Source organism: Candidatus Soleaferrea massiliensis AP7 (assembly GCF_000820765.1).
In the GTDB taxonomy this organism is placed as follows: domain Bacteria; phylum Bacillota; class Clostridia; order Oscillospirales; family Ruminococcaceae; genus Soleaferrea; species Soleaferrea massiliensis.
Window position 1 is genome coordinate 1 of the sequence record NZ_CCYH01000015.1, and the last position, 26,662, is coordinate 26,662.

At 54.7% G+C, this 26,662-nt stretch carries 18 protein-coding genes; 9 read left to right on the plus strand and 9 right to left on the minus strand.

Annotated elements, in window-relative coordinates; translation table 11 throughout:
- Nucleotides 1-268: 268 nt before the first annotated feature.
- A complete protein-coding gene (locus BN348_RS02740) occupies nt 269-562 on the minus strand; it encodes a hypothetical protein (protein ID WP_040196036.1) in 294 nt (97 codons plus the stop codon).
- 197 nt (nt 563-759) lie between these two features.
- On the opposite strand from BN348_RS02740, the gene BN348_RS02745 reads away from it, so the two are divergent.
- Entirely contained in the window at nt 760-2,271 is a 1,512-nt protein-coding gene (locus tag BN348_RS02745; protein WP_040196037.1) for a DUF6056 family protein, read from the plus strand.
- A gap of 298 nt (nt 2,272-2,569) precedes the next feature.
- On the plus strand, nt 2,570-3,088 hold the full coding sequence (locus BN348_RS02750; protein WP_197068267.1) for an HdeD family acid-resistance protein: 519 nt from the start codon (nt 2,570-2,572) through the stop codon (nt 3,086-3,088).
- Between the two features lie 95 nt (nt 3,089-3,183).
- On the opposite strand, the gene hemW is transcribed toward BN348_RS02750, so the two are convergent.
- Nucleotides 3,184-4,317: a radical SAM family heme chaperone HemW gene (gene hemW / locus BN348_RS02755; RefSeq protein WP_040196040.1), complete on the minus strand. Its 1,134-nt coding sequence runs from the start codon at nt 4,315-4,317 to the stop codon at nt 3,184-3,186.
- A 408-nt stretch (nt 4,318-4,725) separates the two neighbouring features.
- Here hemW and BN348_RS02760 point away from each other — a divergent pair, with 408 nt between their 5' ends.
- Entirely contained in the window at nt 4,726-9,591 is a 4,866-nt protein-coding gene (locus tag BN348_RS02760; RefSeq protein ID WP_040196041.1) for an MGH1-like glycoside hydrolase domain-containing protein, read from the plus strand.
- A gap of 595 nt (nt 9,592-10,186) precedes the next feature.
- Here the strand turns inward: BN348_RS02760 and BN348_RS02765 are convergent.
- The 6 genes from BN348_RS02765 to pheS form a co-directional block, all read right to left on the minus strand.
- Complete coding sequence (locus tag BN348_RS02765) at nt 10,187-11,971, minus strand: SipW-dependent-type signal peptide-containing protein (RefSeq protein WP_040196042.1); 1,785 nt, start codon at nt 11,969-11,971, stop codon at nt 10,187-10,189.
- Nucleotides 11,972-12,333: 362 nt separating this feature from the next.
- The gene (locus BN348_RS02770) at nt 12,334-12,636 is read right to left on the minus strand and encodes a hypothetical protein (RefSeq protein ID WP_040196043.1); all 303 of its coding nucleotides are present in this window, start codon (nt 12,634-12,636) and stop codon (nt 12,334-12,336) included.
- Nucleotides 12,637-12,835: 199 nt separating this feature from the next.
- A complete protein-coding gene (locus BN348_RS02775; RefSeq protein ID WP_040196044.1) occupies nt 12,836-13,081 on the minus strand; it encodes an IreB family regulatory phosphoprotein in 246 nt (81 codons plus the stop codon).
- 123 nt (nt 13,082-13,204) lie between these two features.
- Nucleotides 13,205-15,580, minus strand: coding sequence for a phenylalanine--tRNA ligase subunit beta (pheT, locus tag BN348_RS02780; protein WP_040196045.1), 2,376 nt, complete (start codon nt 15,578-15,580; stop codon nt 13,205-13,207).
- Nucleotides 15,581-15,630: 50 nt separating this feature from the next.
- Nucleotides 15,631-16,977 (minus strand): transglutaminase domain-containing protein, encoded by a 1,347-nt coding sequence (locus BN348_RS02785; RefSeq protein ID WP_040196046.1) that lies wholly within the window; start codon nt 16,975-16,977, stop codon nt 15,631-15,633.
- Nucleotides 16,978-17,300: 323 nt separating this feature from the next.
- The gene (pheS, locus tag BN348_RS02790; protein WP_040196048.1) at nt 17,301-18,320 is read right to left on the minus strand and encodes a phenylalanine--tRNA ligase subunit alpha; all 1,020 of its coding nucleotides are present in this window, start codon (nt 18,318-18,320) and stop codon (nt 17,301-17,303) included.
- A 1,014-nt stretch (nt 18,321-19,334) separates the two neighbouring features.
- Here pheS and BN348_RS12905 point away from each other — a divergent pair.
- The 6 genes from BN348_RS12905 (at nt 19,335) to BN348_RS02820 (ending at nt 26,011) form a co-directional block, all read left to right on the plus strand.
- The gene (locus BN348_RS12905; protein WP_052446655.1) at nt 19,335-20,321 is read left to right on the plus strand and encodes an N-acetylmuramoyl-L-alanine amidase; all 987 of its coding nucleotides are present in this window, start codon (nt 19,335-19,337) and stop codon (nt 20,319-20,321) included.
- Between the two features lie 264 nt (nt 20,322-20,585).
- Nucleotides 20,586-21,884 (plus strand): phenylacetate--CoA ligase family protein, encoded by a 1,299-nt coding sequence (locus BN348_RS02800; RefSeq protein ID WP_040196049.1) that lies wholly within the window; start codon nt 20,586-20,588, stop codon nt 21,882-21,884.
- Between the two features lie 273 nt (nt 21,885-22,157).
- Nucleotides 22,158-23,897: an indolepyruvate ferredoxin oxidoreductase subunit alpha gene (gene iorA, locus BN348_RS02805; RefSeq protein ID WP_197068268.1), complete on the plus strand. Its 1,740-nt coding sequence runs from the start codon at nt 22,158-22,160 to the stop codon at nt 23,895-23,897.
- Nucleotides 23,898-23,899: 2 nt separating this feature from the next.
- On the plus strand, nt 23,900-24,481 hold the full coding sequence (locus BN348_RS02810; RefSeq protein WP_040196051.1) for an indolepyruvate oxidoreductase subunit beta: 582 nt from the start codon (nt 23,900-23,902) through the stop codon (nt 24,479-24,481).
- Nucleotides 24,482-24,536: 55 nt separating this feature from the next.
- A complete protein-coding gene (locus tag BN348_RS02815; protein WP_040196052.1) occupies nt 24,537-24,968 on the plus strand; it encodes an ACT domain-containing protein in 432 nt (143 codons plus the stop codon).
- A 155-nt stretch (nt 24,969-25,123) separates the two neighbouring features.
- Nucleotides 25,124-26,011 carry a polysaccharide deacetylase family protein gene (locus BN348_RS02820; protein WP_040196053.1) on the plus strand — a complete coding sequence of 296 codons (888 nt, stop codon included), beginning with the start codon at nt 25,124-25,126 and terminating at the stop codon, nt 26,009-26,011.
- Between the two features lie 11 nt (nt 26,012-26,022).
- Here the strand turns inward: BN348_RS02820 and BN348_RS02825 are convergent, their stop codons facing one another.
- Nucleotides 26,023-26,253, minus strand: a complete 231-nt coding sequence (locus BN348_RS02825; RefSeq protein WP_040196054.1) for a helix-turn-helix domain-containing protein — start codon at nt 26,251-26,253, stop codon at nt 26,023-26,025.
- Nucleotides 26,254-26,662 lie beyond the last annotated feature (409 nt).

Genomic DNA, 26,662 nt, shown 5'->3' on the forward strand with positions numbered 1-26,662 from the left:
GGGGAAGCGTCCGCTGCTAGCCATGCCCAACCACCCTGCCCAAAGCAAAACGCCGCCCGCAGGCGGCCAAAGCAGATAACAGGATATCAGAGGGGATTTTCAAGGGGGCCATCTGGCCCTAAGCGGCACACTGTATGGCCCCCTTGAACGGCCTTTTCTGGTTACTCTTTTGGCCGCGCAAAAGAGTAACTGCCACTTAGCCAAGCGGTACTTGGCAAATAAAAACAGGGCACTGTTTTACAGTGTAAATCTATCTACTTCGTTCCAATCACATTTCGCTTTGTCTAAAAAGCAGTTGTGACAAAAGCTTTGCTCCAGTTTTCATGCCGAGTTCAAAATAGACCTCTTGGTAAGTGTTGAAAACATTGCTGATTTGGTTATCAAACGTATTTCTACTTTCCGGGTTTGAGAAATATACAGAAAGAATCCGATCCAGTTCACATTCCGCTTTTCTAATGCGAAGTTCGTAGCTATCCGTTTCTAATGCCATACAATAGCCGCCGGTTAAAATAAATTCCCGCAGCATCTGCAGGTCTACACGCTGTGGTATCTCCTGAAACATCATAATTCCTTCAAACTTGTGTTTTCTTATTCCCATGGTAACACAGAAAGGTATTCTTTAGGCATTCATATACGCACCGTTGGTTGACTAATAAAAAATTTGATCATGTATATTAAAAATAGCTACATAGTTTTCCCATAGATTTCTGGTATAATACTGACAATAAAAAACTTTTATTGCCTGTATGAAAAACAATAATGAGGTGTGTACCACTGAAAAAGCTGAAACAATATACGATCCATGATAAAACCATCTGCATGTTGACCTGCATCCTGCTCCTTCTGATTCTGATTCCAATGCTTTATATTGCCGTCTATAACGTGCCGTGTGTGGACGACTACAATTACGGAAATCTGACCCATCGCGCATGGGAGCAGAGCGGCTCCCTGCTCGAGGTCATCAAAACAGCGGGTGAACAGGTCGGAATCACCTATCAAAACTGGCAGGGCACCTTTTCCGCAATCTTTATGATGGCCGTCCAACCCGCTGTGTTTGGGGAAAGCTTCTATTTCCTGGTGCCGTATATCATGCTGACAGCACTGTTGGGCGGAGTTTTCTTTTTCTGCTATGCGTTGTTCCGGAAAACCTTCCAGGCCAGCCGTTTCCAATTTATCACCATCTCCGCTGTTCTGGCCATCACCTGCACACAATTTCTGCCGTCTGCCAGCCAAGGATTTTACTGGTACAACGGTTCCGTATTCTATACGTTCTTCTTTGGAATTTCGCTGATCGCTTATGCGCTGACGATCCTCTATCTGCAGTCGGGAGATAAAATATGGAGAGCCGGCTATCTGATCGGGATCAGCCTGCTGAGTTTCATCATCGGCGGCAGCAATTATGTGACGTCCCTTGTAACACTGCTCCTTTTCGGCATGCTGCTTGTGACTTTGCTGATCAAAAAGAATCCGAAATGGAAAACGCTGCTGATTCCGTTTGCTCTTCTGGCAGCAGCGTTTGTAATCAATGCAGCCGCCCCCGGCAACGCGGTGCGGCAGGGATTCTTTCAGGATACCCCAAGCATTCCCGGAGCCATTTTCTATGCGTTCCGGTATGCGGTTCATTCTGCCCAGGATTGGCTGACGCTGCCTTTCATCTGCCTGTTGATCTTTTTGATTCCGCTTTTATGGAAGATTGCATCCAAATCGGACTTTTCATTCCGCTTGCCTCTGCTGGTTTTCTTTTTCTCAGCGGGGCTTTATGCGGCGATGTTCTGCCCGCCTGTTTACGCGATGAATTCCACAGGGGATAAGCGTCTCACCAACATCATCTTCTACGCATTTACCATGCTTGTCGTCTTCAATCTGTTCTATGTGATCGGCTGGATGCAGAACAGACTAAAACATCATATGAAGCAAAATGGTGTCCAGACATATCAGCTGCCGGTTTGTAAGGACAGCTGTCCGGTTGTATTCATCCTGCTGATATTTGCAGCATTCCTGTTCAACTGCGTGATGATGTCCGACAGTATGACCTTCACATCGGTGAGCGCCGTGCAATCCCTGAGAAGCGGTGAAGCGGAACAGTACTATGACGCCGCACAGGAAAGGCTGGTACTGCTGAAAGACGATACTTTAAAAGATGTTGTGTTACAGCCCTATCCAGTCAAACCGTATGTGTTGTATTTTGACGACATCACCAGTGATCCGGACAATTCCCGAAACAAACACATGAGAAAGTATTACGACAAGCGGTCTGTCCGCCTGCCATGAAAAATGCAGGATGATACGGCTGCACGCTTGAACTGAAGTCTCAGTCGCTTTGACGATCATATAAAGCGGCTGAGATTTTTATTCTGCCGTATGAGAATCATAACTGTGTTCCATGTCTGATCATAGCATCAATCAAGCGTCAACAGATTCTTACCGTCCTGTAAAACGCAGATCAATGAATGACAGACAAAATAAAGGAAACACATATCAACTTTTTATGACAAAAAGATTGTCATTCCGCGTCATGCGTGATATAATAATTCGGAAAAGGGTGGTAAATGAAGACGGGAGGAACAATATGGGCAGAATAAGAGAACTTCGAAAGGTGGGGACGGCGGTCTCCATTCTGATGATTATATTGGGAATTTTGATGCTGATCTTTCCCATGAAAACCTTTATGGTGCTGCAGTATGTGGCGATCGGTATGCTGATGCTGTTCGGCATCTTCAAAATTGTCGATTACATCGGCATGATCTGGAAAGACGGATGGACGCTGGCAAACGGAATTCTGAATATAGTGATCGGATTGATGCTGCTGTTTTCCGGCAGCGCGCTGACCATGCAGACAATGGCCATCCTGTTTGGATTTGTTGTGCTGTCATGGGGCATTTCACAGATATCCCTGTACTCCACACTGCGCATCAAAGGCGTATACCATGCCGGCAGGATTCTGGCGGCGGGCATCCTTGACATCGTTCTGGCTGCCGGATTGCTGTTGATGCCGTTCCTGATGCTGTCGATCATCGATATGGTGCTTGCCATCTACCTGATTATAACCGGCGTTGTGCTGATGATAGAATGCAGTGTCCGTATGTAATATAAGATCATGAAGAAAGAGCGTTCAAAGCTTTGCTTTGAACGCTCTTTTTGTATCGTCCTTCGATTTGTTCTCTGTTTCGCCGGACGTTTCGGTCAATCCGATGGAATCAGCTCATCGAGCAGCTCGGCAATCACGGCGTTGGACAGCAGAAAGCCCTTTGTCGTCAGCCGGATGCCGTGTTCATCCGTTTCGGTCAGCGCGTGGCGGGAAAGCGCCTGAGCCTTTTGAAGGACGGCATCCATCTGCGCATGAGGGTAACGCCGGTGCAGATCATCCCACCGCACGCCTTCATTCAGCCGCAGGCGCAGCAGCAGATATTCCTCCAGGCTGCCGCCGTCGCTTTCCGGCAGAAAAACGTTTGTCCGCCGTTCAATGCCTGAAAGATATCCCATCAGGTCGCTGCCGGTGTAAAACCTCTGTCCATCCAGATACGAATGGGCGGACGGCCCGAAGCCGATGTATTCGTCGCAGTTCCAGTACTTGAGATTGTGCCGGCATTCGCGGCCGGGTTTTGCAAAGTTCGATATCTCATACTGGCGGAATCCCAGCCCTTCCAGCGTGCGGACCGCCTGCAGGTAAAATTCGGCCTGCCGGTCGTCGTCCGCGCAGAAACGGCGCAGATGACTGCGGCGGAACGGCGTCCCCTCCTCAACCTTCAGCAGATAGGCGGAGAGATGCCCGATGCCGGTCTCTGTCAGGAAAGAGATGGACCGGTCAAGCGATTCCGATGTCTGGTAAGGGATGCCGAGCATCAGATCGGCGGAGATGTTTGTAAAGCCCGCGTCCTGCGCGTCCATGATGGCCTGTCCGGCCTCCCGGACCGTATGAGTGCGGCCGAGCGCTTTCAGCTCAGCATCCAGCCCCGACTGTACGCCGAACGAGACGCGGTTGAACCCGCCGGCGTACAGCTCCCGCAGCGTGCCGCGCATCGTCGAATAGGGGTTGGCCTCCAGCGTAATTTCCGCATGCCGCAGCCCGGCCGTCTGACCGAGCGTTTCGAGAATCCGGCAGAGCCGGCCGCGCATCAGGATGGGGGTTCCGCCGCCGAAATAGACGCTGTCGGCGGTAAGCGCAGGATACCGCGCGAAGAAACGCCGGACCTGCGTACACAGCGCATCCAGATAACGGTCCATCAGGCTGTCGTCCTGTTGCACGGAATAGAAGTCGCAGTAAGGGCATTTCGATGCGCAGAACGGTATATGGATATAGACGCCAATCGGTTTCATCCGGCGGTTCCTCCTATGCTTGTTTACTCTGAGAAAAGTGTATCACAGAATCCTGCCTATTGCAAGCCGTGCGGCGGGAATATGACGGTTTCGGTCCAGTCGGGACGCGGCATACGGCGCGGTAAAATTCCCCTGCAAAATACGCTGGACACATATTGACTTTGTTTATAGATTATTATAAGATAAATGTACATAGAATTCAATTTTTTATGATAAAGGAGTGATGATTTCGTTATATTTCAATATGAATTCATGGAAATGTTCATCTTCACACATCTTCCGATGAAAAGGTTTTCTATCGGAGGCCTGCCGTCCTGACGGCAGCAACACAGCAGACGTTTTTACCCGAAACCAACCAACGCATACACGCATGGAACGATGATGTTCAACGGAGAAAGGAACAATCAGATGAAAAGAGAAAGAAGACTGCAAGGATGGATCAGCGCGCTGCTCGCAGCCGTGATGATCCTGGGCGTCTGTCCGGCTTCGGCGTTTGCGTATGATCCGGACAAGGTCTATCCAAACCCGTTTACCTACGATGAAGAGAAGCTGCCCGAACCGATTCTGGACAGCCATCCTGAGTGGGTGGAGCTTTACTACAAGACCTGGGACATTGCACAGAAGAAGGTGCAGTTTGGAACAAAAGAAAACGGCTTCGTCGACGCCTATATGGATGAGGGCTTCGGCAGCAGCTTTTATCTGTGGGATACCGCGTATATCATCCTGTTTGGCAAGTACTCCAACAACGAATTCCCGTCCATCGTCTCCCTGGAAAACCTGTACCGCAAGCAGGACACGGATGGATTCATCGGAAAATCCTATTCCGAGTGGAATGGCAGCTGCGACTACGCCAAGGACAATACCCAGTCCCGCAACCCGCCGCTGCTGGCCTGGACCGAATGGGAGAGCTACCGGATCACCGGCGACCGTGGCCGGTTCCTCAAGGAGGTCACAGCCAACCAGACCGACGATTCGACCAAGACGATCTATCAGCGGCTGATCGACTATTACTATTGGATGAAGGACTGGAACCGCTATGAGAACGGCTTTTACTGGACCTCGACGCGCGGCTCCGGCATGACCGGCTCTCCGCGCCTTGGCTGCAGGGGCGCAGACGATACCGGCGACGGCAGCTGGATCTGCCTGGCCGGCCAGATGGCGCTGAGCGCGAAATGCATGATCAACATCGCCGAGGTGCTGGGTGACCGGAACAACATCGAACGCTTCGAGCGGGAATACCAAGAGCTCAGCGACCTCATCAACAACTACATGTGGGATGAGGAAGACGGATTCTACTATGACCTGGACAAGAACGGCGATTTCTACAGGATGAAGACCCCGGCGGCCTTCTGGCCGGTGCTGGCCGGCGTTGCCAGCAAAGAACAGGTTGCGCGCATGGCGGAGTACCTGCTCGATCCGGACGTCTTCAACCGCCTGCACATGGTCCCGTCGGTGGGAGCCGACCATCCGGCGTACAACCCGGCTCTCAAGTGGAACGGCGACGTCTGGGCGCCGATGGTCTATATGGTCGTCGAGGCGCTGAATGGATACGGGCTGCACGACCTGGCGCGGCTGGTGTCCGAAAACCACATCACCGTGCTGGAGGAGGTCTATCAGGATTACGGAACCCTGTTCGAGAAATACAACGCGGACGCCCTGCGCGCCGGCGACGGCTCCAAATCCGATTTTGTCGGCTGGACCGGACTCGGGCCGATCTCCATGCTGATCGAGAACGCGATCGGCATCCGGCTGGACACCCCGGAAAACACGATCCGCTGGAATCTGTCCCAAACCAGCCGCAACGGCCTTAAAAACATTGAGCTTGGCGACGCGAATGTATCGATGGTGGCCGATGCCCGCGGCAATGCGGACAGCAGGGCAAGCATCACGGTCGAGACCGACAAGGCATTCACGCTGCTCGTCACGATCGGCGGCAAAGAGTATACCATCGAAGCACAGCCCGGCAAGCACACTTACGAAGCGGGCGAACAGGTCCTGCCTGCGCCGGACACCGCTTCCCCGCTTTACAATGTACAGGCCGGCGCATACATCCAGGACCTCGGCGACGGCAATCTGGTACTTTCCACAGAACATGACGATTCGGTTGAAACCGTCGATATCGGCGGCGGATACTTCGGCATCAGAAGCCTTGCGACCGGCAGGTATTACGCGGTGTCGCAGGACGGACGTTCGGTCAGCGCGGATGCCGACAGCATCACCCGCGGCGCGAAGTTCCAGATCTGTGATTTGAAGAATGGAAATGTGGTGATCCGCTCCATTACAAACGCCGGATATTTGGCCGTGAAGGACGGCGTACTGACGGTCGATGGAACCTCCACCAAAGATACGGCGGTTCAGTTCCGGTTCGGCGAGGGCGATGTGAACATCGACGCGCAGCGCAGGATCGCTTCCGCCGAGGATGTATCCGTCACCTGTTTGCTGTCAGCCGCACCGCAGCTTCCGGATACCGTCAAGGTGCTCTACACCGACGGCATGACCGGTTACGCCAAGGTGGACTGGGAGGACTATGACTGGGCAGCTGTGGACCAGCCCCAGACCGTCGTGATCGAAGGTGCTGTCGAAGACAGCGAAATCATGGTGGAAGCCACTGTGGAAGTCATCGATGCTTCCGGCAGGCTGGAAGGCACGTTGCATACCTACGGCGGCTATGTCGGCAGCTACGAGGTCGACTTCACCAAAGCGGGCCCGGTGGACTGGGCGCATTTCGGTTCGCCGTCGCACAAATACACCTCCCACAAGAAGGACGGCCCGCGCCTGATCAGCGACATCGCGACCGCGTCGAACGCGGGATACGAGGATTTCAAGAATCAGATGCCGCTGAGCGCCTATTGGACCGACGGTTCGGTTGATGAGAAGGTCAGCGGGGATAAGGGAAACTGGTGGATTAAGGATAAAGCATGGTTCACCATCGACGCGGATTACATCGAACGACACGCGGCAATCTATGCGTTCTATAAAACCCATTCCTCCTATACGATCAAAGCGACGCTGGTCGACGCGCAGGGAAATCCGGTCGAGGGCGTGCAGCCGTATATCGTCAGCCCTGAGCGGGAGTCACAGAACGCCTACAAGCTGGCGGTGATCGAGCTGGATTTCCAGGCCTATCCGGATACAGGAAGCGGCCAGAAGATATTGTTTGAATTTGATATCAATGAGAAGGGCGCAGCAGGCAAATTCTTCGGCATCTACGGGGCGGCGATTGCGGACAGCGACGGCATCCCCGAGGATGTCACGCCGAGCGAACCGGTCCCGGAACCGGATCTGAAGGTCCAGAAATCAGAAATGGCGGTCAACCTGAGTATGCTGGGAACCAAGGACTGGATGCATCTGGGCGCAGAGGGTCAGTCCGATGTCAAAAACAGCCCGGTTCATTATCTGTCTGCGGAACCGCTGAACGCATCCGCAGTTCCCGTGGAATCGCAGGTCTATTCCTGCTGGACCGACGGAACCTCCCGGACGAACGCGATCAATGTGCGCGACGGCATGCGGTCATCCGGCGCGGATGCGGGATGGAAGCTGGGCGCCAGAGTCCGCGCGGGCGATACGCTGAACACTTATTTTGAAACCAATGGCAGCGCGGTTGCCGAGGTGTATGCCGGCTCGACCCTGCTGGACAGCCGGAATATCACGGAAGCCGGTGCATACCGGGTTTCCTATCGCGTACCGGACGGCTTCTCCGGGGAAAACCTTGCCTTGAACATCCGTGCGGATTCGGATCGTACGGATGCGGCGGTGACGCTGACCAGCCTGACGCTGGACGGAACCGCGGACATCGACTACGATATTGACGTCGATTTTGAGGGCAACACCGGCGTAAGACAGATCAATCTTTCCGAAATCGGAACCAGGGACTGGATCCATCTCGGCGGCGTGACCAGCTCCGGCGGCAGTGTCACCGACCCGGACAAGATGGACGGCTACAACTTCAACATCGACCGCAAGGTGCTGGTGATGCCGAACCTCTCCGTCGGCAATTACGGCTCGCTTGCAAGGATCAACACCTTTGTCGATGCCGCGCATACCTGCTCGTGGAACGACGGCAACCCGACCATGCAGGCGTCCGGCGTCACGCGGGGCGTCAACTGGAGAGGCGCGGGCGGCGCCGGCGGCGGATTCCAGCTGCACGCGACGCTGGACCCTCAGGATGAGCTGACCGTGCTGCTCGGCTCTTACAAGGCGCAGTCCGAAACCCGCGTCTATGTCAACGGTTCCCCACAGCCATCCTACACCCGGAAAGATGAGAGCAACGCGGCCTTTGCCGACATCCTCAAAGTCGTCAACCGCGAAGCGGAACCGATTGAAATCACGGTGGTGCGGGAACAGCTGACCGGCACCGGCGGAAATGTCTTTCTGGTCGGCGCGGCCATCACCGGCGAGAACCTTGCCTTCGGCGACGAGCTGCTCCGTCTCAAGAATTATGTCGCACTGCTGCGCCCCGAGCGGTATGTGCAGGCGGTGGCGGATCAAATCCGCACAGCCGTCGCAGCTGCCGAAGCCGCCCTTTCCAACCCGGATGCGGACTGGGCACAGGTCGCAGGCGCATACCGCGCGTTGCAGGCGGCGTTTGCGGAGACTTCAAAATCAGCCAATATCATTCCGGTTGAGAAGGATGCCCTGAACGTACAGATCGAGCAGGCGAAAGCCGATTACCGGTCGGCGGTGGATGCGGGCATCTACACACAGGAATCGCTGCGGCTGTTCTCAGCTGCCATCGACGCGGCGGTTTACGACGCATCGACCACCCGTTATGCGCTTCAGCGTGAGGTGGACACCGCTTATGAGAACCTGATTACGGCGTCTGAGGAGCTGAAAACCCTTCCGGCCGACCTGACGGTTCTTTCCGATGAATACCGGGTGGACAATGAAAATCGCTATATATCCGGCATTTCCTTTGGCATCACAGCGGGAGAGCTTCTGTCCGATATCCGCTGTGGCGATGAACGCGTATCGATTGCGATTGCTGGAGAAGACGGCAGTCCGGCGGAAGACCAGGCCATCGTGCGAAGCGGCATGCAGGCGCAGCTTATCTTTGAAGGAGAAGTGCTGGAAAGCTATAGCCTGTCGGTCGTCGGCGATCTGGGACTGTCGGAGAGACCGGGTATACAGACGCTTCTTACGGTCAAATCCTGTATCCTTGGATACGGCGAGCTTTCCGAACTGCAGCGTTTGAGCGCCGATGCGGACGGCAATGGAAAGATCAATGTACTCGACCTTCTTCGCATCAAGCTCAATATCCTGAACGCTCAATATTAGGTTCATAGAAAACACGGATGATCCGGTGTGTTACCGGCTGATATCCGGTGATAGAAGGAACAAAGGCGTCTGCCCGTTTGGGGCAGACGCCTTTTCCTGCCAGGAAGGCAATGCATATTTACTTTTTCTCTGCCAATTGTCTGCGAAGACACCTTGGCAAGGCGATTGCTGTACCGCTGAGTTCCAGCGGTTTTATTTTGTTTGCCAAGTCGTCTTGGTCTGGTGGCAGTTACTCTTTTGCGCGGCCAAAAGAGTAACCAGAAAAGGCCGTTCAAGGGGGCCATACAGTGTGCCGCTTAGGGCCAGATGGCCCCCTTGAAAATCCCCTCAGATATTCCTCTATCCGCTTCGGCCGTCTGCGGGCGGCGTTTTGCTTTTGGCTGGGTGGTTGGGCATACCTAGCAGCGGACGTTTCTCCGGCTACGGGTTGCTTTCATGGTACCCCAATATCTTGGCTGGTGCGTAAATGATTCCTTTGCCGTAGGACACCGTAGCGATTGCTTTGCCGCTGTATCTTTTTACAAATGGAAAGGGCGCTGATGGATTTCATCAGCGCCCTTTCCTATGCAATTAATATGTCTGAACAAATCAAGTATTAGTCTACGATACCGAGGAAGGAGTCGTTGCCGTCCTTTGCTCCGCGCGTGTATTTTACAGCTGGAGAATAGTTGGTGGTTTCGTTGCCGTTCTTGTCAGTGACTTTGATTACCAGACGGATCTGATAATCAGTTCCCTCTGACAAGCTGTAAATGCTGTCCAGATTGGTCTTGGTGTTCTTACCGGCAACGCCGAAATAATATTCGGTACTGCTGAGCATCGTTTCATTATATCCAACTTTGCTCGGATTAACAAGATCGCTGCCATAGCAGATGTAATCCGAATATTTACTTCTGGAATAGACACGGCCTGCGTTATTCAGAACCGAAGACCAAGTTGCGCCGTTATCCGTAGAAAACTCATAGGAAGAAACGACATTGGCTTTTGAATCTTTCAGATTGAGATTCTGATCCAGATGGAAACGGAAGATATGGAACGCATAGTTGCCGCTCCAGGCTACAGTCGTATCACCAGTGTTGACAACGATGTTTGCCTTGACTGGAATAGTGCTGTCGATGTTGCCTTCGGTGCTTCCCGGAGGGTTGGTTCCCTCAACCACAGCAGTACCGCCAGACTGATTGTTCAGTGTGCCGATGGTGCCGTTGTTTTCAATCTTGGTGGTTTCGGAGGTATTGGATGCCGGAATCACAACACTGGTAAGCGCGGAGCCTTCCGATACGGAAAGGCTGCCTGCCAGCAGATTGATGGAAGGCGCGATATCAGCTGTCTTGGTCGAACCGTCCGGCAGAGTGAATGTCCAGGATGCAGGTGCCGAATAGTTGAAGGTATGCGGGGAAACAATCGTGTTAATCTCGATGTCTGTGATAGATCCGTCCTCATTCAGGCGGGCAGCCGCTGCGCTCCAGTTGACGGTGCATTTCGGCAGGTCAACCTTGGCTGCGTTATCCGAAGTATCTGCGACAAGCAGTCCGCCGATTTTTCCGCTATTTGTGACGTCCATGGTGCCGATCACATCTGTATTGGTGACGTTGAAGCTCTTGACATACAGCGTGTAGCCGTTCAGATCGATGTTGGCAAGGTTTGTGCGGGTGATAGCCTCGTCCTTTTCGAAAATGTTGTTCATCAGGATGATGCTGGCGTTTGCCGGAGCCGCGTTGATCTCATCAACGGTGGAAACCCGGGTCAGGCCTGCAATGGCGTCGTCCTTGTTCTGGGTAGCGGTCAGGTTGATATCCATCGAGACGTCGCCGCCCTGATAGGTGTTGCCGGCGGAAGCATCAAAGCGCATGGTAATTTTGTAGATCATGTACTCGCCTTTGGTACTGCTGGAGCCGTTGACCTTCAGGTCAGCCATCTGCTTCGCGGTGTATGTAGTGGCGTCAACGTCCGGAGTCGGCTGTACGCGCTGCAGGTCGACCTGAACAGCGTCGCCCAGACCGCCGTCGTTTACGACGAAGTCGAGGAAGTATTTCAGTGCGATGGAGCCTTCATTTTTGATCATAATGTAACGGGTCAGGGTGTCGCCCGGCTGTGCTGGACCCTCAAAATTAAAGATAGGAGCGGTTTCTGTCTTCAGGTTTCTCCATGTGGCCGATTCGATCTCTTCATTAGGTTCACCCTTGGAGTCTGTTGCAAGCTTCTCATTGTCGGTAGCGTAGAAGCCGATCTTCAGGTCGCCTGCCTGGATGCGGTTTCCTTTGTTGGATACGGTGTCGCTGAACCATGCGAGGGTGGTGCCGATAAACATTGCGAGACACAGGATGATGGACAGTCCGCACATCCATATTGTGCGTCTGCTGGTGGTGTTCTGGCTTTCTGCCATGTGAATTCCTCCTTAAAATAAATTGGATTTGACGCATCTTTTCCCCCGGAATAACAGAATGGGATTGCTTTGAATGGGACGAATCGGTCTGTTGCGGGATACAAAAGATTACAGCTTCTATTTTAACGTATTGTGCGGCAAAATACAACTGTCTTTGACGAAATATATGCGAATTATCGGTATTATTCTGTTGTTTTACGGGATTTTTCATACTATCTTTTAAATAGAAGTGCAAAATAAAAAAATGATGAAAGAGGACGGAACCCACAACTGAACGACGGCTGACCTTGACACAAACTGTAGAGCGGCAAAAAAAAGAACGCAGGCATCTTTTCAGTGCCTGCGTTTTCTTCGTTTGTGTGCTATGCCTTCTGTTCATCCGCCATCCGGTCCATCCAGATGCTGCTGATGTCGATCGCGTTGTAGAGTCCTTCCTGTTCGCTGGTTTTGATGATCCGCTTCGGCAGCGGCAGCGATTCGTCGGTTGAAATCATCTGGATGCGGACCTTTTCAGCCATATTCATCTCGTGGTCGTCCTTGTTGCTGATGATCTGCATCATGATCACGTAGGGGTCGGACATATAACCGTAGTAGATGGTGTTGCCCTTACGCACCAGCGGTTTACCTTTATAGGTCAGAAATGTCTGTTTCTTCTCTTCGGCCATAATGATACCTCCTGTATATATCTTAAATATCCATAGAAAATCGTTTATTCAGTCTTCTAAAAAATGAGAGGGCGTGGCAGCCGATCGGTTGTGCTGCTGATAGTATACCATAAATAACCAGAACTGTAAAGCGCGGGCAGGATATAGAAAAGGCAACTGGGCTTTCCTCGCACAGTTGCCTTTGATATCAGAAAAGTGATTAGTCGTTCAGATAAGCCTTCACCAAAATCTGTAACAGTTCATCCCGGTCAATCTTTCTGATCAAACTGCGTGCATTGTTGTGGGTGGTGATGTAGGTTGGATCCTCGGAGAGGATGTAGCCGACAATCTGGTTGATCGGATTATAGCCTTTTTGACGCAAAGCATCGTAAACCGTGGTCAAAATGTGCTTGATTTCCTTTTCCTTATCCTCATGGATCGAAAAAGAAATGGTCGGTTCATGCATAACGTCACCCCTTATCAATTTGTTTCCATTGTTATTATACACTGATTTTGTAATATTATCAATACATCAATTAAAACTTTGGGCAGGATGCATAATTACAGACGACTTTTTTGGACAACTTCACTAACTGCGCAGCGTGACATCGATATCAGCCAGCGCTTTCAGGATTTTTTTCATCGCGCCGTTCGTCTCCTCGTCGGTCAGCGTGCGGTCGCTGGCGCGCAGGCTGATCTTGTAGGCGATGCTCTTCTTGCCGTCCGGGATCTGCTTGCCGCGGTAGATGTCGAACATCTCAATGCTCTCGAGGATCTTTCCGGATGCCTGTCTGATCGCCTTCTGAAGCTTCGCAACCGGGACATCCTCGTCGCAGACCAGCGCGAGGTCGCGCGTGGTGGCCGGATATTTCGGCAGCGGCTTGTACTGCTTCTCCGCGGCCCGGTTCGCAAACAGGGTGCGCAGGTCGAGCTCCGCAGCATACGCTTTCACGCCGATTTCGAAGTTCTGGAGCACAAGCGGATGCACCTCGCCCATCACGCCGACAAGCTGGCCGTCGATGTAAATTGAAGCGCAGCGTCCCGGATGGAAGGTCGGGTTTCCGCTGTCGGGCTGCACATCGTATTCCTTTGCGTTCAGCCTGTCCAACAGCGTCTCGACCATGCCCTTCAGTAAGAAGAAGTCGGCGTCCCTGCCGTAAAGGCCGATGGTGACCTGCTGGCGTTCATCCGGCAGCGCCTCGCCTTCAACCGGCAGATAGCGATTGCCGATTTCGAACATCGCCGCTTCGAGGTTGCGGTTGTTGTAATTGCGGGAGAGCGTGTCGAGCATCGACGGGATGGTGGTGGTGCGCATCAGGGAGGTGTCCTCGCCGAGCGGGTTTGAGATGACCACCGAATTGCGAAGCTGAGAGTCCGCCGGCAGCATCGCTTTGTCGTAGAGCTTCGGGCTGATGAACGAATAGGTGTTGATCTCATAGGCGCCGAGCGAGAGCATCGTTTCGCGCGCGAGCCGCTCGAACTTCTGCGTTTCGGTCAGCCTGCCTTCTGCGGTGCCCTTGATGGCCGTGACAGGGATTTTATCGTAGCCGTAGAAGCGCGCGATCTCCTCCGCGACATCGGCCTTGTGTTCGACATCCGCGCGGAAGGTCGGCACTGTGATGACGTCGCCCTCGACCGTGAAGCCGATCTTCTCGAGAATTTTGACCATCTCTTCCTTGGAAATGTCAATGCCCAAAAAACGGTTGATCCAGCCGGCGTCCAGCATCAGTTTGGTCGGTTCCGGAATTTCGCCCTTGATGTCGATGATGCCGCCGACGACCTCGCCCGCGCCGAGCATCTCGACCAGCTCGCAGGCGCGCAGCACAGCCGGGACGGTCATATGCGGATCCAGGCCCTTTTCAAAGCGGGAGGAGCTTTCGGTGCGCATGCCGAGCTTCTTGGCGGTTGTGCGGACCGAGCTGCCCGAGAAGCAGGCGGATTCGAACACGATGGTGTTGGTGTCGTCCATGATGCCGCTGAACTCGCCGCCCATGATGCCCGCGACGGCGACAGGAGCTTTCTCGTCGGCGATGACCAGCATCTCCGGGGACAGCGTGCGCTCAATGCCGTCGAGCGTCATGATCTTCTCGCCCTCGGCGGCGTTCCGGACATTGATCTTCGCGCCGTTCACATATTTGTGGTCGAACGCGTGCATCGGCTGGCCGTATTCCAGCATCACGTAGTTGGTGATGTCGACGATATTGTTGATCGGACGCACGCCGCTGGCGCGCAGGCGCTCACGCAGCCAGCGCGGGGACGGCTCGATCTTGATGTTTTTGACCATCTTGGCGGTATAGCGGCTGCAGAGCTTCGGGTTCAGGATTTCCACCTGCAGCATCTCATGGATGTCGCCTTCGTTTCCCTTGACGGCCGGTTCATGCAGCGTCAGCGGCAGGCCGAAGGTTGCGGCGGTCTCCCGGGCAAGCCCGATGACCGACAGGCAGTCCGGCCGGTTGGAGGTGATCTCGAATTCCACGACGGTGTCGTCAAGGCCCAGCGCCGTACGGATATCCTCGCCCGGCGTGCAGTCCTCATCGATGATCAGGATGCCGTCCTCGATGGCGCCCGGGAAGTCGTTCACCGTGACGTTGAGTTCCGAGACCGAGCACATCATGCCGTTACTGACGATGCCGCGCAGCTTGCCTTTCTTAATTTTGACGCCGCCCGGCAGCGTGGAGCCGTCGAGCGCAACCGGCACCAGCGCGCCGGCGAACACATTCGTCGCGCCGGTCACGATCTGAACCGGTTCATCTCTGCCGACCTCGACCTGGCAGACCACCAGCTTGTCGGCGTCGGGATGCTTCTCGACCGACAGAATCCTTCCGACCACGACATTCGTGATCTCTTCGCCCTCTATTTCATAGCCTTCCACCTTCGAGCCGCTCATCGTCAGCCGATGCGCGTATTCCCGCGGCGGACAGTCCACCTTGACAAAATCCGATAACCATCTCTGTGATAAATTCATATAGCCTTATCCTTTCCATATCCTTATGCCGGCGTTTCACCGGCTGTCATTCAGTCTTCTTGATAGCGCAATAGGATGGTGTCAAACACATCCTGGTAGGTGTTGGTCAGTGTTGCGACCGCATCCTGATCCATCAGCTCAAGGATCTGCGAGCCGTAGCCGTCCCCGGCAAAATTGTCGTTGAAAGCTTTGAACTGCGCGCTGTCGTCGAATTTGATCGTCAGGTACCCTTCGCCGTCCGACAGCTTCTCCACCATCCCGTCGGCGGCAAGCGCGCTCACCTCGTCGAAATTACCTTCCTCGATCACAACGTCGTACAGTTTTTCGCGCAGCGCCTTGGAGGTGCAGTCCGGAATGATGTCCGCGATGATCGGGCTGATGGTGCCCTCGTTGCGCACCGCTTCCTCCTCGGTGATGCAGAACTTGTTGTACAGCGTGATATCCGCGTCCAGCGACAGGTCCTGGTTCAGCGGCGCGTCGTAGGAGGCGTCGAGATGATAGTAATTTCCGTCGATCTTCGCGATGTTCCACGCGTGCCCGACCTGCTGGCCGAGGTCCGCGCCGGTGTAGAACACCTTGAAGCATTCGATGCCTTCCATCTGGTACAGCAGCGTGATCGCCGAAGCAAAGCCGTCGCAGTTCGCCTCATTCTCAACCAGCGCGCCGTACATTGTCGCCACCGTCGAGTCGGTGTCCAGCCCGTCTCCCTCGCGGTAGGCGACATGCCGGATCAGGTAGTCGTAGATGTATTTCGCCCGTTCAAATTCGCTTGTCAGATCGTCCGGCATATCCTCGATGATCTTGTGGGCCTTCTGCAGCGCGTCCGCGTTGCGCCTCGTGTCGTCCAGCTCGACCGCGCTGATGTAGATGCGGGTGCGCGGCACCATCGGGAACTTGACGATCGGAAGCTCGATTCCCATCGGAAGCTTCAGCATGAGCGGGCCGGCATCCGATTCATCGCTCAGCTGCGTCTCGCCGGTGCTGACCGAAACGTTCGGATAGTCGCATTTATAGTAGTAAAGCACCTTGTCAATCTGCTCCTGGGAGTAGCGTCCCCGGATCTCAAACTGGTCGGCGCCGTTCTCATAGGCATAATGGTAGGCGTCATACAGCGCCCGTTCCTGCCCGCTGAGCTTGGAGCGGTAATAGGGTTCTGTGATATAGGCGTCGAAAACACCCCGATAGGAGTCGATCTCACCGTCCCAAATGATCCGGTTTTCCACAGCCATCGCGTTGCTGGAAACATAGCACAGCACGCCGTACGCGCAGCCGAGCACAACCAGCAGAGAGAGCAGGACGTACAGAAACGGCCGGAACCGGGAGGGGCGCCGTTCCTTGACCAGATAATCCGATTCTGGCGAATCGAACGTGGTGTCAAAGGGGGAGGGTTCGTTCATCTATCACAGCTCCTTTCCGCCGCGGCAGTGCACGAACACCGCTGCCGATATGGACCGCAGAAGGGAAACCCTCCTGCGCCTGATGTGAAATACTTCTGAGAAACGTGGAAAACTGCATCCTGGAGCGGGAACACCGCAGCCGATGTGGACCGCAGAAGAGGAACCCTCCTGCGTCTGATGTGTAATACTTCTGAGAAACGCGGAAAACTGCATCCTGGCAGCGTCCAGACGATGCCGTACGCCCATCCGGCGGGATGCGGGAAAGCTGTATAAAGAATGCCGCCCCGTGATATCCTGCGGGCGTGGGAGGTATGACTGCGGCATCAGAACTGATCCAGGAAGCGCAGGTCGTTTTCAAAGAACAGGCGCAGGTCCTGGATGTTGTAGCGGCGCATGACGATCCGTTCGAGTCCGAGACCGAACGCGAAGCCGCTGTATTCCTCCGGATCGATGCCGCAGCCGGAGAGCACCTTCGGATGCACCATGCCCGAACCGAGAATCTCGATCCAGCCTTCGCCCTTGCACAGCCGGCAGCCCTCGCCGTGGCAGGCGAAGCACATGATGTCGACCTCAGCCGACGGCTCGGTGAACGGGAAGTGGTGCGGGCGGAACCGGATCTGCGCGTCCTCGCCGTAGAGCCGCTTCGCAAAGATTTCGAGCGTGCCCTTTAAATCGGCCATTGTGACGCCCTTGTCCACAACCAGGCCTTCGATCTGATGGAAGACCGGGGAATGGGTCGCGTCCACCGTGTCGGAGCGGTACACCCTGCCCGGCGAGATGATGCGGATCGGCGGCGCCTGCTTTTCCATGACGCGGATCTGCATCGGGGAGGTCTGGGTTCTCAGAACGACATTGTCGTCAATATAGAAGGTGTCCTGCGTGTCTCTGGCAGGATGGTCCTTTGGAATGTTGAGCGCTTCAAAGTTGTAGTAGTCAAGCTCGACCTCCGGTCCTTCGGCAATCGAGAAGCCCATGCCCAGAAAGATCTCTTCAATCTCATCGAGCACCTGGAACAGCGGATGCTTCTTGCCGACCATCGTCCTTCTGCCCGGCATGGTCACATCGATCGTTTCGGATTTGAGCTTTTCCTCAAGCATCCGTTCCTTCAGTTTTTCGTTTGTGGCGGCGATGGCCTGTTCGATGTCGCCGCGCACCTCGTTCGCAAGCTGTCCGATCACCGGACGCTCGTCGGCCGAGAGCCTGCCCATCTGTTTCAGGATGGCGGTCAGCTCGCCCTTTTTGCCAAGATATTTGACGCGCAGGTCTTCGAGCACCTTTGCATCCGATACCCTGCCGATCGCCTCTTTGGCCTGTTCGCGGATCGTTTCCAACTGTTGTTTCATAAGTAAGATCACCTTTCCTCATATTGTATGGTACTGTCGGCCCCGACATGTCTTATGGAACGGGAAGCGCGGCAAATAAAAAAAGTTCCCGCCCTCCTATCAAAAAGATAAGGGACGAAAACTGATCAGTTTCCGCGGTACCACCCGTATTTCCGCCAGAAGCGGACGCTTGAAAGCTGTAACGGCGCCAATCCGTCGCCGTCTGCCGGCGGAACAATCCGCTTTGAACGGCGCCACTCGCGGGTGAAATTTCCACAGCGGCGCTCTCTCTGTACTCTCAGCCTATGATACAGATTCTCTGGCGGGAAGCGTGTCCGCGGCGTACTTTGCCCGGTCTCGGTGTTTGTGATATTGTTTCCATGATAGCACAATTTCAAGGCGGATGCAACCAAAACGCCGACTTTTTTCGGTTTATTCATGTTTTGCCGCCAGCGTGCACAATGGGTTCTCCTGCTGCGGATGTCTGCGTCTGTCTGGAGAGATGAGATATCCTTTTTGCAGGCAGCACGAAAGGATGATTCCACCTTCCATGGAAAGCTTGACGGCGGTGTCATTTACACGGAATCTGTACAGTTCCCGGCAAAATCCCGTCCGATTTTAAAAACGGTCCTGCATGGATCACATCGGAGCCGTCCGGCTAAATCGTGCAGGATCGCCCTTTCAGTGAAAGTCTATGCAGACTGTCCGGGTTTACAGGCTAGGATGAAAAAACGAAAAGCAGAATGGGGCAGCACCACGAATAAAGGCGTTTAAAAATTGTCAGATTTCTGGACAAAACAGCGGAAGAGAAAAACAGCGTGATATCAACCCGCCAACGAAAGCTTTTGAAGATCGTCTGGCTGAAGATAGGATGGCTAAAGCGAACACATGATGGACAAAACCGCCCGTTTCAGGTTGTCCGCCGTCAAATGGGCGGATAAAACAGACGAACTGTGCGCAATTGGGCATAAGAATCTTGTCCGCGCGCATAGATTGTCTTAACCAAATTCAAAAAGAGGGAACGGGTGAAGAACGATGAAAAAATGGGTAGCCTTTGGAAGCCTTGCCATGCTGTTTGTGATGCTTTTCACATTTATGATGCATAAAGTGGACACGGTCAGCACGCAGGCAAGACTTGGCATCGACGGCGTGCATCCGAAGGTCGTCATCGACGCCGGGCACGGCGGCTATGACGGCGGCGCGAGCGTGGGCGATATCATCGAGAAAAATATCAATCTTTCCGTTGCGCTGAAGCTGCGGGACATTCTGGTCATCAACGGCTTCGAGGTGGTGATGACTAGGCCGACCGACGACGCGCTGGACAACATGCCGGACGCGGCCATCCGTGAGCGCAAGACGACGGATATGTACAAACGCATGGATATCATCAAGGCCAACCCGGATGCGATCTTTGTCAGCATCCATCAGAACAAGTTTACGGACAGCGCGGTCACCGGCGCGCAGGTCTTTTATTCGCCGACCATGCCCGAAAGCGAGGAACTGGCGGGCCTGATCCAGAACAGCTTTGTAAATTTACAGCCGGATAACAAAAGAGTGCCGAAAAAGGCTGAAAATAATCTGTATTTGTTGTATAATAGTCCTGTACCGGCGGTGATTGTGGAGTGCGGATTCCTTTCCAATCCCACAGAAGCCGCCAACCTCTGCGACGAAACCTATCAAACCAAGATTGCCCTGGTCATCACGAACTCGCTGCTTCAGTTCCTGCATCAGGACGGTACGGAAGCCTCCCAGCCCGCAGGCGGGGAATCGGCGTCCGGCAGTGCGGCCGGCGCGGCCAGCGTTCCGGAAACGTCGGCAGGCGCATCCGGCGCGGCTTCTGACGCCGTGGCGTCCGATGCTTCAGGAGCAGTCGGGACAGCAGGCTCGGCGGATGCGTCAGGGACCGGCAGTGTGAGCGCGGATTCCGCAGCCGAAACGGCCGGTTCAGCTTCCGATGCGGCGGACCCGGCGGCCGGAACCATCAGCGGCGGGTCGAATATGCCCGCGTGGTATCCGTTCTGATGTGTGCCCGGTTTGCGGAACCGGTCGGCCAGATACAGGAAAACGGGCGAAAACGGCGGAAAATCGGTGTCGGAAAAGGGGTATTCCGCATTTCCCGAGGGATCCTTTCTGTCGGGAACAGGGAAATGCGGAATGATGTTGACTTTTTTATAAGGAACGTGTATCATAAAGGTTAGCAGCTCTTTAATATCGGACAGCTTTAAACGATTAAAGCTGTCCGGAGCATTTTCCCGGCTGAATATCAAGAATAGGATGTGAAACAAATTGATCTGGAATAAAGAGATGGAAACCATGTCAAGGAAGCAGACCGAAGAGCTTCAGCTCGAGCATCTGAAGCAGGTGGTCAGCCATTGCTACAACAACGTGCCGTTCTACCATCAGCGTTTGGATGAGGCGGGCGTGACGCCGGAAAAGATCAAGACCCTCTCCGACGTGCAGTACATACCGTTCACCACGAAGGAGGACATCCGCGACAACTACCCGTACGGCCTGTTTGCGGTGCCGATGAAGAAGATCGTGCGCATCCACGCTTCGAGCGGAACGACCGGAAAGCCGACCGTCGTCGGCTACACGAGGAAGGACCTCGACACCTGGTCGGAGCTGATTGCCAGGCTGGTGACCGCGGCCGGCTGCACCGAAGAGGACGTCGCGCAGATCTGCTTCGGATACGGGCTTTTCACCGGCGCGCTGGGACTGCACTACGGCCTTGAAAAGATCGGCGCGGCGGTGGTGCCGATTTCGAGCGGCAACACCAAAAAGCAGCTGATGGTCATGAAGGATTTCGGGACAACCACCATCATCAGCACGCCGTCCTATGCGCTGTACATGGGAGAGCAGGCGCGTGAGCTCGGCTATAAGAAGGAGGACTTCAAGCTGCGCATCGGCCTGTTCGGTTCCGAGGGCTCCTCTGTTGAGATGAGAAGCCAGATCGAGGAGCTGTGGGGGCTGCTCGCCACCGACAACTATGGACTCAGCGAGGTCATGGGACCGGGCGTTTCGGGCGACTGCCATCTGCGCGAGGGCATGCACATTGCCGAAGACCATTTCCTGACCGAACTGATCGACCCGAAGACCGGAACGGTGCTGCCGGTCGGCGAAACCGGCGAGCTGGTCATCACGACGCTGACCAAGGAGGGCATCCCGCTGCTCCGGTACCGCACCAAGGACATCACGCGCTTCAACACCGAGCCGTGCGGATGCGGCAGGACCTCGATGCGGATGGACAAGATCAAGGGCCGCACCGACGACATGCTCAAAATCCGCGGTGTCAACGTATTCCCGACCCAGATCGAGAGCGTGCTGATGAACATCGAGAAGATCGGCCCGCACTACGAGCTGATCGTCCGCCGCGACGGCTATATGGACACGCTCGAAGTCAAGGTCGAGGTCATCGACGGAAGCCTTCTGGAGCGTTACCGCGAGCTGGAACGGCTGCAGGCGGACATCCGCGAAAACCTCAAGAGCGTGCTGGGCATCATCTGCAAGGTCACGCTGGCCGAGCCGAAGAGCATCACGCGCTATGAGGGCAAGGCCAAGCGGATTGTGGACCTCAGAAACCAGTAAAAGACGAAATCGTCCACACCCTTCAGAAACCGGTGAAGGACGAAACAGTCTGTAATTTTCAGAAACCGGTGAAAGATGGAACAGTCCGCATTCTTCAAAAACCGGTAAAGGATGTAACAGTCCGTATGCTCTAGAAACCAGTAAAGACAAAACGATCCGCCTCCTGTTTGGCTGCTGGCCAGCCGCAGGTATGCGGGATACAAATAAAGCGGTTCCGGCAGGGTATCGAAGGCCGGAACAGATAGAAATTATAGTAAGGGGAGTCGTTCAAGCTTGAAAAAGTTAATGTTGGGAAACGAAGCGGTGGCAAGAGGCCTTTACGAAGCCGGATGCCGTGTCATCTCCAGCTATCCGGGTACGCCGAGCACCGAGATCACCGAATTCGCAGCAAAGTATGATGAGATGTACGCCGAATGGGCGCCGAATGAAAAGGTCGCGATGGAAGTGGCGATCGGTGCGAACTTCGGCGGCGCGCGCAGCTTCTGCGCGATGAAGCACGTGGGCATGAATGTGGCGGCCGACCCGCTGTACACGGCAAGCTATACCGGCGTCAACGCCGGCATGGTCATTGCGGTCGCGGACGACCCGGGCATGCATTCCTCGCAGAATGAACAGGATTCCAGGCATCACGCCATCGCCTCGAAGGTGCCGATGCTGGAGCCGGCCGATTCCGGCGAATGCAAGGAGTTTGCCAAGATGGCATATGATCTCTCCGAGCAGTTCGACACACCGGTCATCCTGCGCCTGTCCACCAGAATCTCCCACTCCCAGAGCATCGTGGAGACCTGTGAGCGGGAAGAGCATGAACTCAAGGATTACGAAAAGAATCCGCAGAAATATGTCATGATGCCGGCTATGGCGCGCGGCAGACACGTCGTGGTCGAGGAGCGCACCAGAAAGCTGCGGGAATATGCCGAGAACTGCCCGTTCAACCGCATCGAATGGGCCGACAAGAAGATCGGCGTCATCACATCGGGCGCGGCCTACCAGTACACCAAGGAGGCGCTGGGCGGCAAGGCCAGCATCTTAAAGCTCGGACTGGTCAACCCGCTGCCGGTTGAATTGATCCGGGAATTCGCTTCGCAGGTCGAGACGCTGTATGTCATCGAGGAGCTCGACGACATCATCGAGACCCACTGCAGGAAGCACGATGTCAAGGTCGTCGGCAAGGAGCGGTTCACGCTGCTCGGCGAGTATTCCCAGAGCCTGATTGCCGAAAGAATCCTGGGCGAGACGAACGAAACGCTGAGCCTGGATGAGTCGATTCCTGTGCGCCCGCCGGTCATGTGTCCGGGATGCCCGCACAGGGGACTGTTCTACACTTTAAAGAAGCTCAAATTATTTGTCAGCGGCGACATCGGCTGCTATACCCTGGGCGCGGCGGCGCCGCTGTGCGCGATGGACACGACCGTCTGCATGGGCGCGTCGATCTCCGGCCTGCACGGCTTCAACACCGCGCGCGGCGCAGAGCATGCAAAGAAATCGGTCGCGGTCATCGGCGACTCGACCTTTGTGCATTCCGGCATCACCGGACTGATCGATATCACCTACAACAAGGGCATCTCGACGGTCATCGTGCTGGACAACCGCATCACCGGTATGACCGGACACCAGCAGAACCCGACGACCGGCCATACGCTGAAGGGCGAGGCCGCGCCGGAGCTGAACATCGAAAAGGTCTGCGAGGCCTGCGGCATCAGCCGTGTGCGCGTCGTGGACCCGAACAACCTGAAGGAGCTTGAAGCCGCCGTCAAAGAGGAGCTTGCGGCAGACGAACCGTCGGTCATCATCACCCGCCGTCCGTGCGCGCTGCTCAAATATGTCAAGCATGAGAAACCGCTCTGGATTGATCCGGACAAATGCAAAACCTGCAAAGCCTGTCTGAGAATCGGATGTCCGTCCATCAGCCTGAAGGAGGGCAAGGCGGTCATCGACAGAACCTCCTGTGTCGGATGCGGCCAGTGCGAACAGCTCTGCGCGTTCGGCGCCATCCAGAAGAAGGAGGAGGTATAAGTATGAAGAACGTAACAAGCATTATGATTGTCGGCGTGGGCGGACAGGGAACCCTGCTTGCCAGCCGTCTTTTGGGAAATGTCCTGATGAACGAGGGCTTCGACGTCAAGGTGTCGGAGGTTCACGGCATGTCGCAGCGCGGCGGCTCGGTCGTCACCTATGTCAAATACGGCGAGAAGGTCCATTCCCCGGTCGTCGAGAAGGGCGAAGCGGACATCATCATCGCGTTTGAGCTGTGTGAAGCGGCCAGATGGCTGCCGTATCTGAAGAAGGGCGGCAAGATGATCGTGAATACCCAGCAGATCGACCCGATGCCGGTCATCACCGGCGCGGCAAGCTATCCGGAAAACCTGGTGGAAAAGCTCAAGGCGACCGGCTGCGACTGCACGGCGCTGGATGCGCTGTCCTTAGCGGAACAGGCGGGCAGCTCCAAGGCCACCAACGTGGTGCTGATGGGCGTCGTCGCGAACTTTATGGAGTTTCCGGCCGAACTGTGGAAGCAGATCATCGAGCAGACGGTGCCGCCGAAGTTTTTGGAAATGAATCTGAAGGCGTTCGATCTGGGCAACCAGTGGAGCGAGTAAAAACGCCGGAAGAACTTATGATACCATCAGACTGAACAACAAAGGAGGGATTTCCATGTTCATCAAACAGATTTCAATCTTTGTGGAGAATCAGCCCGGCAGATTGGCGGAGATCACCGGGATCCTCGGCCAGAACGGCGTCGACATCCGCGCGGTTTCGATTGCGGACACCACCGATTTCGGCATCCTGCGGATTGTGGTCGACAATCCCAAGAAGGCATATGAGGTGCTCAAGGAAGCGGACTTCACCGTGACCTTGACCGACGTCATCGCCATTGGGTTTGAGGACCGTCCCGGGGGACTGGCCGAAGCGCTGAATGTCCTGGAATCTCAGAAGATCTCGGTCGAGTACATGTACGCGTTCATCTCCCGGGAGGGAAAGACCGCCTATGTCATCCTCCGTGTCAGCAGCAATGAGGATGCAATCCGCATCCTGCAGGAGAAAAACGTCCGGGTCGTCGCGCCGGAAGAGATCTATAATATGTAAGCATGATTTAATAAAAAGAGCGTGCAGGTCAAAGACCTGTACGCTCTTTTGCTGCTAGAACGCCATTCGTATGGACTTAAAATCGCCCTGAAACAGAAAACCACATACGGACAACCACCCATCTCATAGAATGGGGATAAGGGGGCGTGCGAAATATGATGATCTGTGGTATATGGGATAAACGGAAGGTGGCGGCAAGCCTGCTGCTGGTTCTGGTTGGGCTGGGCCTGATCACGCTTACGATTTCTTCGGCCGTGGTCAGCTGCGGAAATGCGGTGAACGTCGAGGATCAGGGCATTTTTCTGCCGATTGTGATGTATCACAGCGTGGTGGAGGATGCCGGCAAAGCCTGCGACTATATCATCACAGCCGATACCCTGGAATCAGACCTTCGGTATCTCAAACAGAACGGATATACGCCCGTGCTTTCCAAGGATTTGATCGGATATGTCAAGGATGGAACGCCGCTGCCGGAAAAGCCCGTGATGATCACCTTTGACGACGGATGCTATAACAACCTCTCCTATGTCCTTCCCTTGCTGAAACAGTATGAGATGAAAGCGGTCGTCTCGGTGGTGGGCGCATACAGTGACCGGGCGGTGGAGGAGAACGATCCGAATCCGCTGTATGCCTACCTGACCTGGGCGGATATCCGCGCGCTCCATGAATCCGGATGCGTCGAAATCGGGAACCATACCTACGATATGCATGAGGAGAACGGCGCGCGCCGCGGCTGTACGATCAAAGCGGGGGAGAGTGAAGCCGATTATCAGAGCGCACTGCGCGAAGACCTCGGCGGTTTGCAGAAAAAGCTGCAGGATGAATGCGGTGTCAAGCCGGTCCTGTTTGCCTATCCATATGGATTTATCAGCGATGAGTCCCGGCCGGTCATGGAACAGCTGGGGTTCCAGGTGACCTTGAGCTGTTATGACAAGAAGAACTACATCACACGGCAGAAGGAATGCCTGTTCGGTCTGAACCGCCTGAACCGTCCCAGCGGGATTTCGACGGAAAGCTTTATGGAAAGGCTGCTGTCGGAATAACGGATGAGGTGTCAACGGACATCCGGCGGATCATACGGCCGGTCGTTATCGGTAAGTCCAAGGATATAGTCCGTGCTGACCTGATAGTAGCGCGCCAGCTCAATCAGCGCCCAGACCGGAAGCTCACGGATTCCCTTTTCATAACGCCGGTAAACCTGCCGGTTGCAGTAAAGCACTTGTGCAATCTGCGTCTGCGTTTTATCGTGGTCGATCCGTAAATCCTCCAATCTTCGAAAAAACACGCCTCACTCCCCCTGTCTGCTATATATGATACCACCCGAATTAGATGAAGACAGGATATGCCACAATATTGTGGCGCGGAAACTGTTTGATAAGTGAGACGAATCTTGCGGTATAATGGGAATAGCCATACGATACAGATTCAGTTTAAGGTTCTAAATGTACGCACCAGCCAAGGTATTAGGGTACCATGAGAGAAAACAGTAACCGGGAAAGCGTCCGCTGCTAGCTATGCCCAACCACCCAGCCAAAAACAAAACGCCGCCCGCAGGCGGCCGAAGGGGAAAGCGGGATATCAGAGGGGATTTTCAAGGGGGCCATCTGGCTAGGAGCGGCACAGTGTATGGCCCCCTTGAACGGCCTTTCTTGGTTACTTCTTTGGCCGCGCAAAGAAGTAACGACCACACAGCC

Excerpts from the sequence above, each read along its gene's own strand:
- BN348_RS02740 (WP_040196036.1), bottom strand. The coding sequence starts at position 562 with ATGTTTCAGGAGATACCACAGCGTGTAGACCTGCAGATGCTGCGGGAA.
- BN348_RS02745 (WP_040196037.1), top strand. The coding sequence starts at position 760 with ATGAGGTGTGTACCACTGAAAAAGCTGAAACAATATACGATCCATGAT.
- BN348_RS02750 (WP_197068267.1), top strand. The coding sequence starts at position 2,570 with ATGGGCAGAATAAGAGAACTTCGAAAGGTGGGGACGGCGGTCTCCATT.
- hemW (WP_040196040.1), bottom strand. The coding sequence starts at position 4,317 with ATGAAACCGATTGGCGTCTATATCCATATACCGTTCTGCGCATCGAAA.
- BN348_RS02760 (WP_040196041.1), top strand. The coding sequence starts at position 4,726 with ATGAAAAGAGAAAGAAGACTGCAAGGATGGATCAGCGCGCTGCTCGCA.
- BN348_RS02765 (WP_040196042.1), bottom strand. The coding sequence starts at position 11,971 with ATGGCAGAAAGCCAGAACACCACCAGCAGACGCACAATATGGATGTGC.
- BN348_RS02770 (WP_040196043.1), bottom strand. The coding sequence starts at position 12,636 with ATGGCCGAAGAGAAGAAACAGACATTTCTGACCTATAAAGGTAAACCG.
- BN348_RS02775 (WP_040196044.1), bottom strand. The coding sequence starts at position 13,081 with ATGCATGAACCGACCATTTCTTTTTCGATCCATGAGGATAAGGAAAAG.
- pheT (WP_040196045.1), bottom strand. The coding sequence starts at position 15,580 with ATGAATTTATCACAGAGATGGTTATCGGATTTTGTCAAGGTGGACTGT.
- BN348_RS02785 (WP_040196046.1), bottom strand. The coding sequence starts at position 16,977 with ATGAACGAACCCTCCCCCTTTGACACCACGTTCGATTCGCCAGAATCG.
- pheS (WP_040196048.1), bottom strand. The coding sequence starts at position 18,320 with ATGAAACAACAGTTGGAAACGATCCGCGAACAGGCCAAAGAGGCGATC.
- BN348_RS12905 (WP_052446655.1), top strand. The coding sequence starts at position 19,335 with ATGAAAAAATGGGTAGCCTTTGGAAGCCTTGCCATGCTGTTTGTGATG.
- BN348_RS02810 (WP_040196051.1), top strand. The coding sequence starts at position 23,900 with ATGAAGAACGTAACAAGCATTATGATTGTCGGCGTGGGCGGACAGGGA.
- BN348_RS02815 (WP_040196052.1), top strand. The coding sequence starts at position 24,537 with ATGTTCATCAAACAGATTTCAATCTTTGTGGAGAATCAGCCCGGCAGA.
- BN348_RS02820 (WP_040196053.1), top strand. The coding sequence starts at position 25,124 with ATGATGATCTGTGGTATATGGGATAAACGGAAGGTGGCGGCAAGCCTG.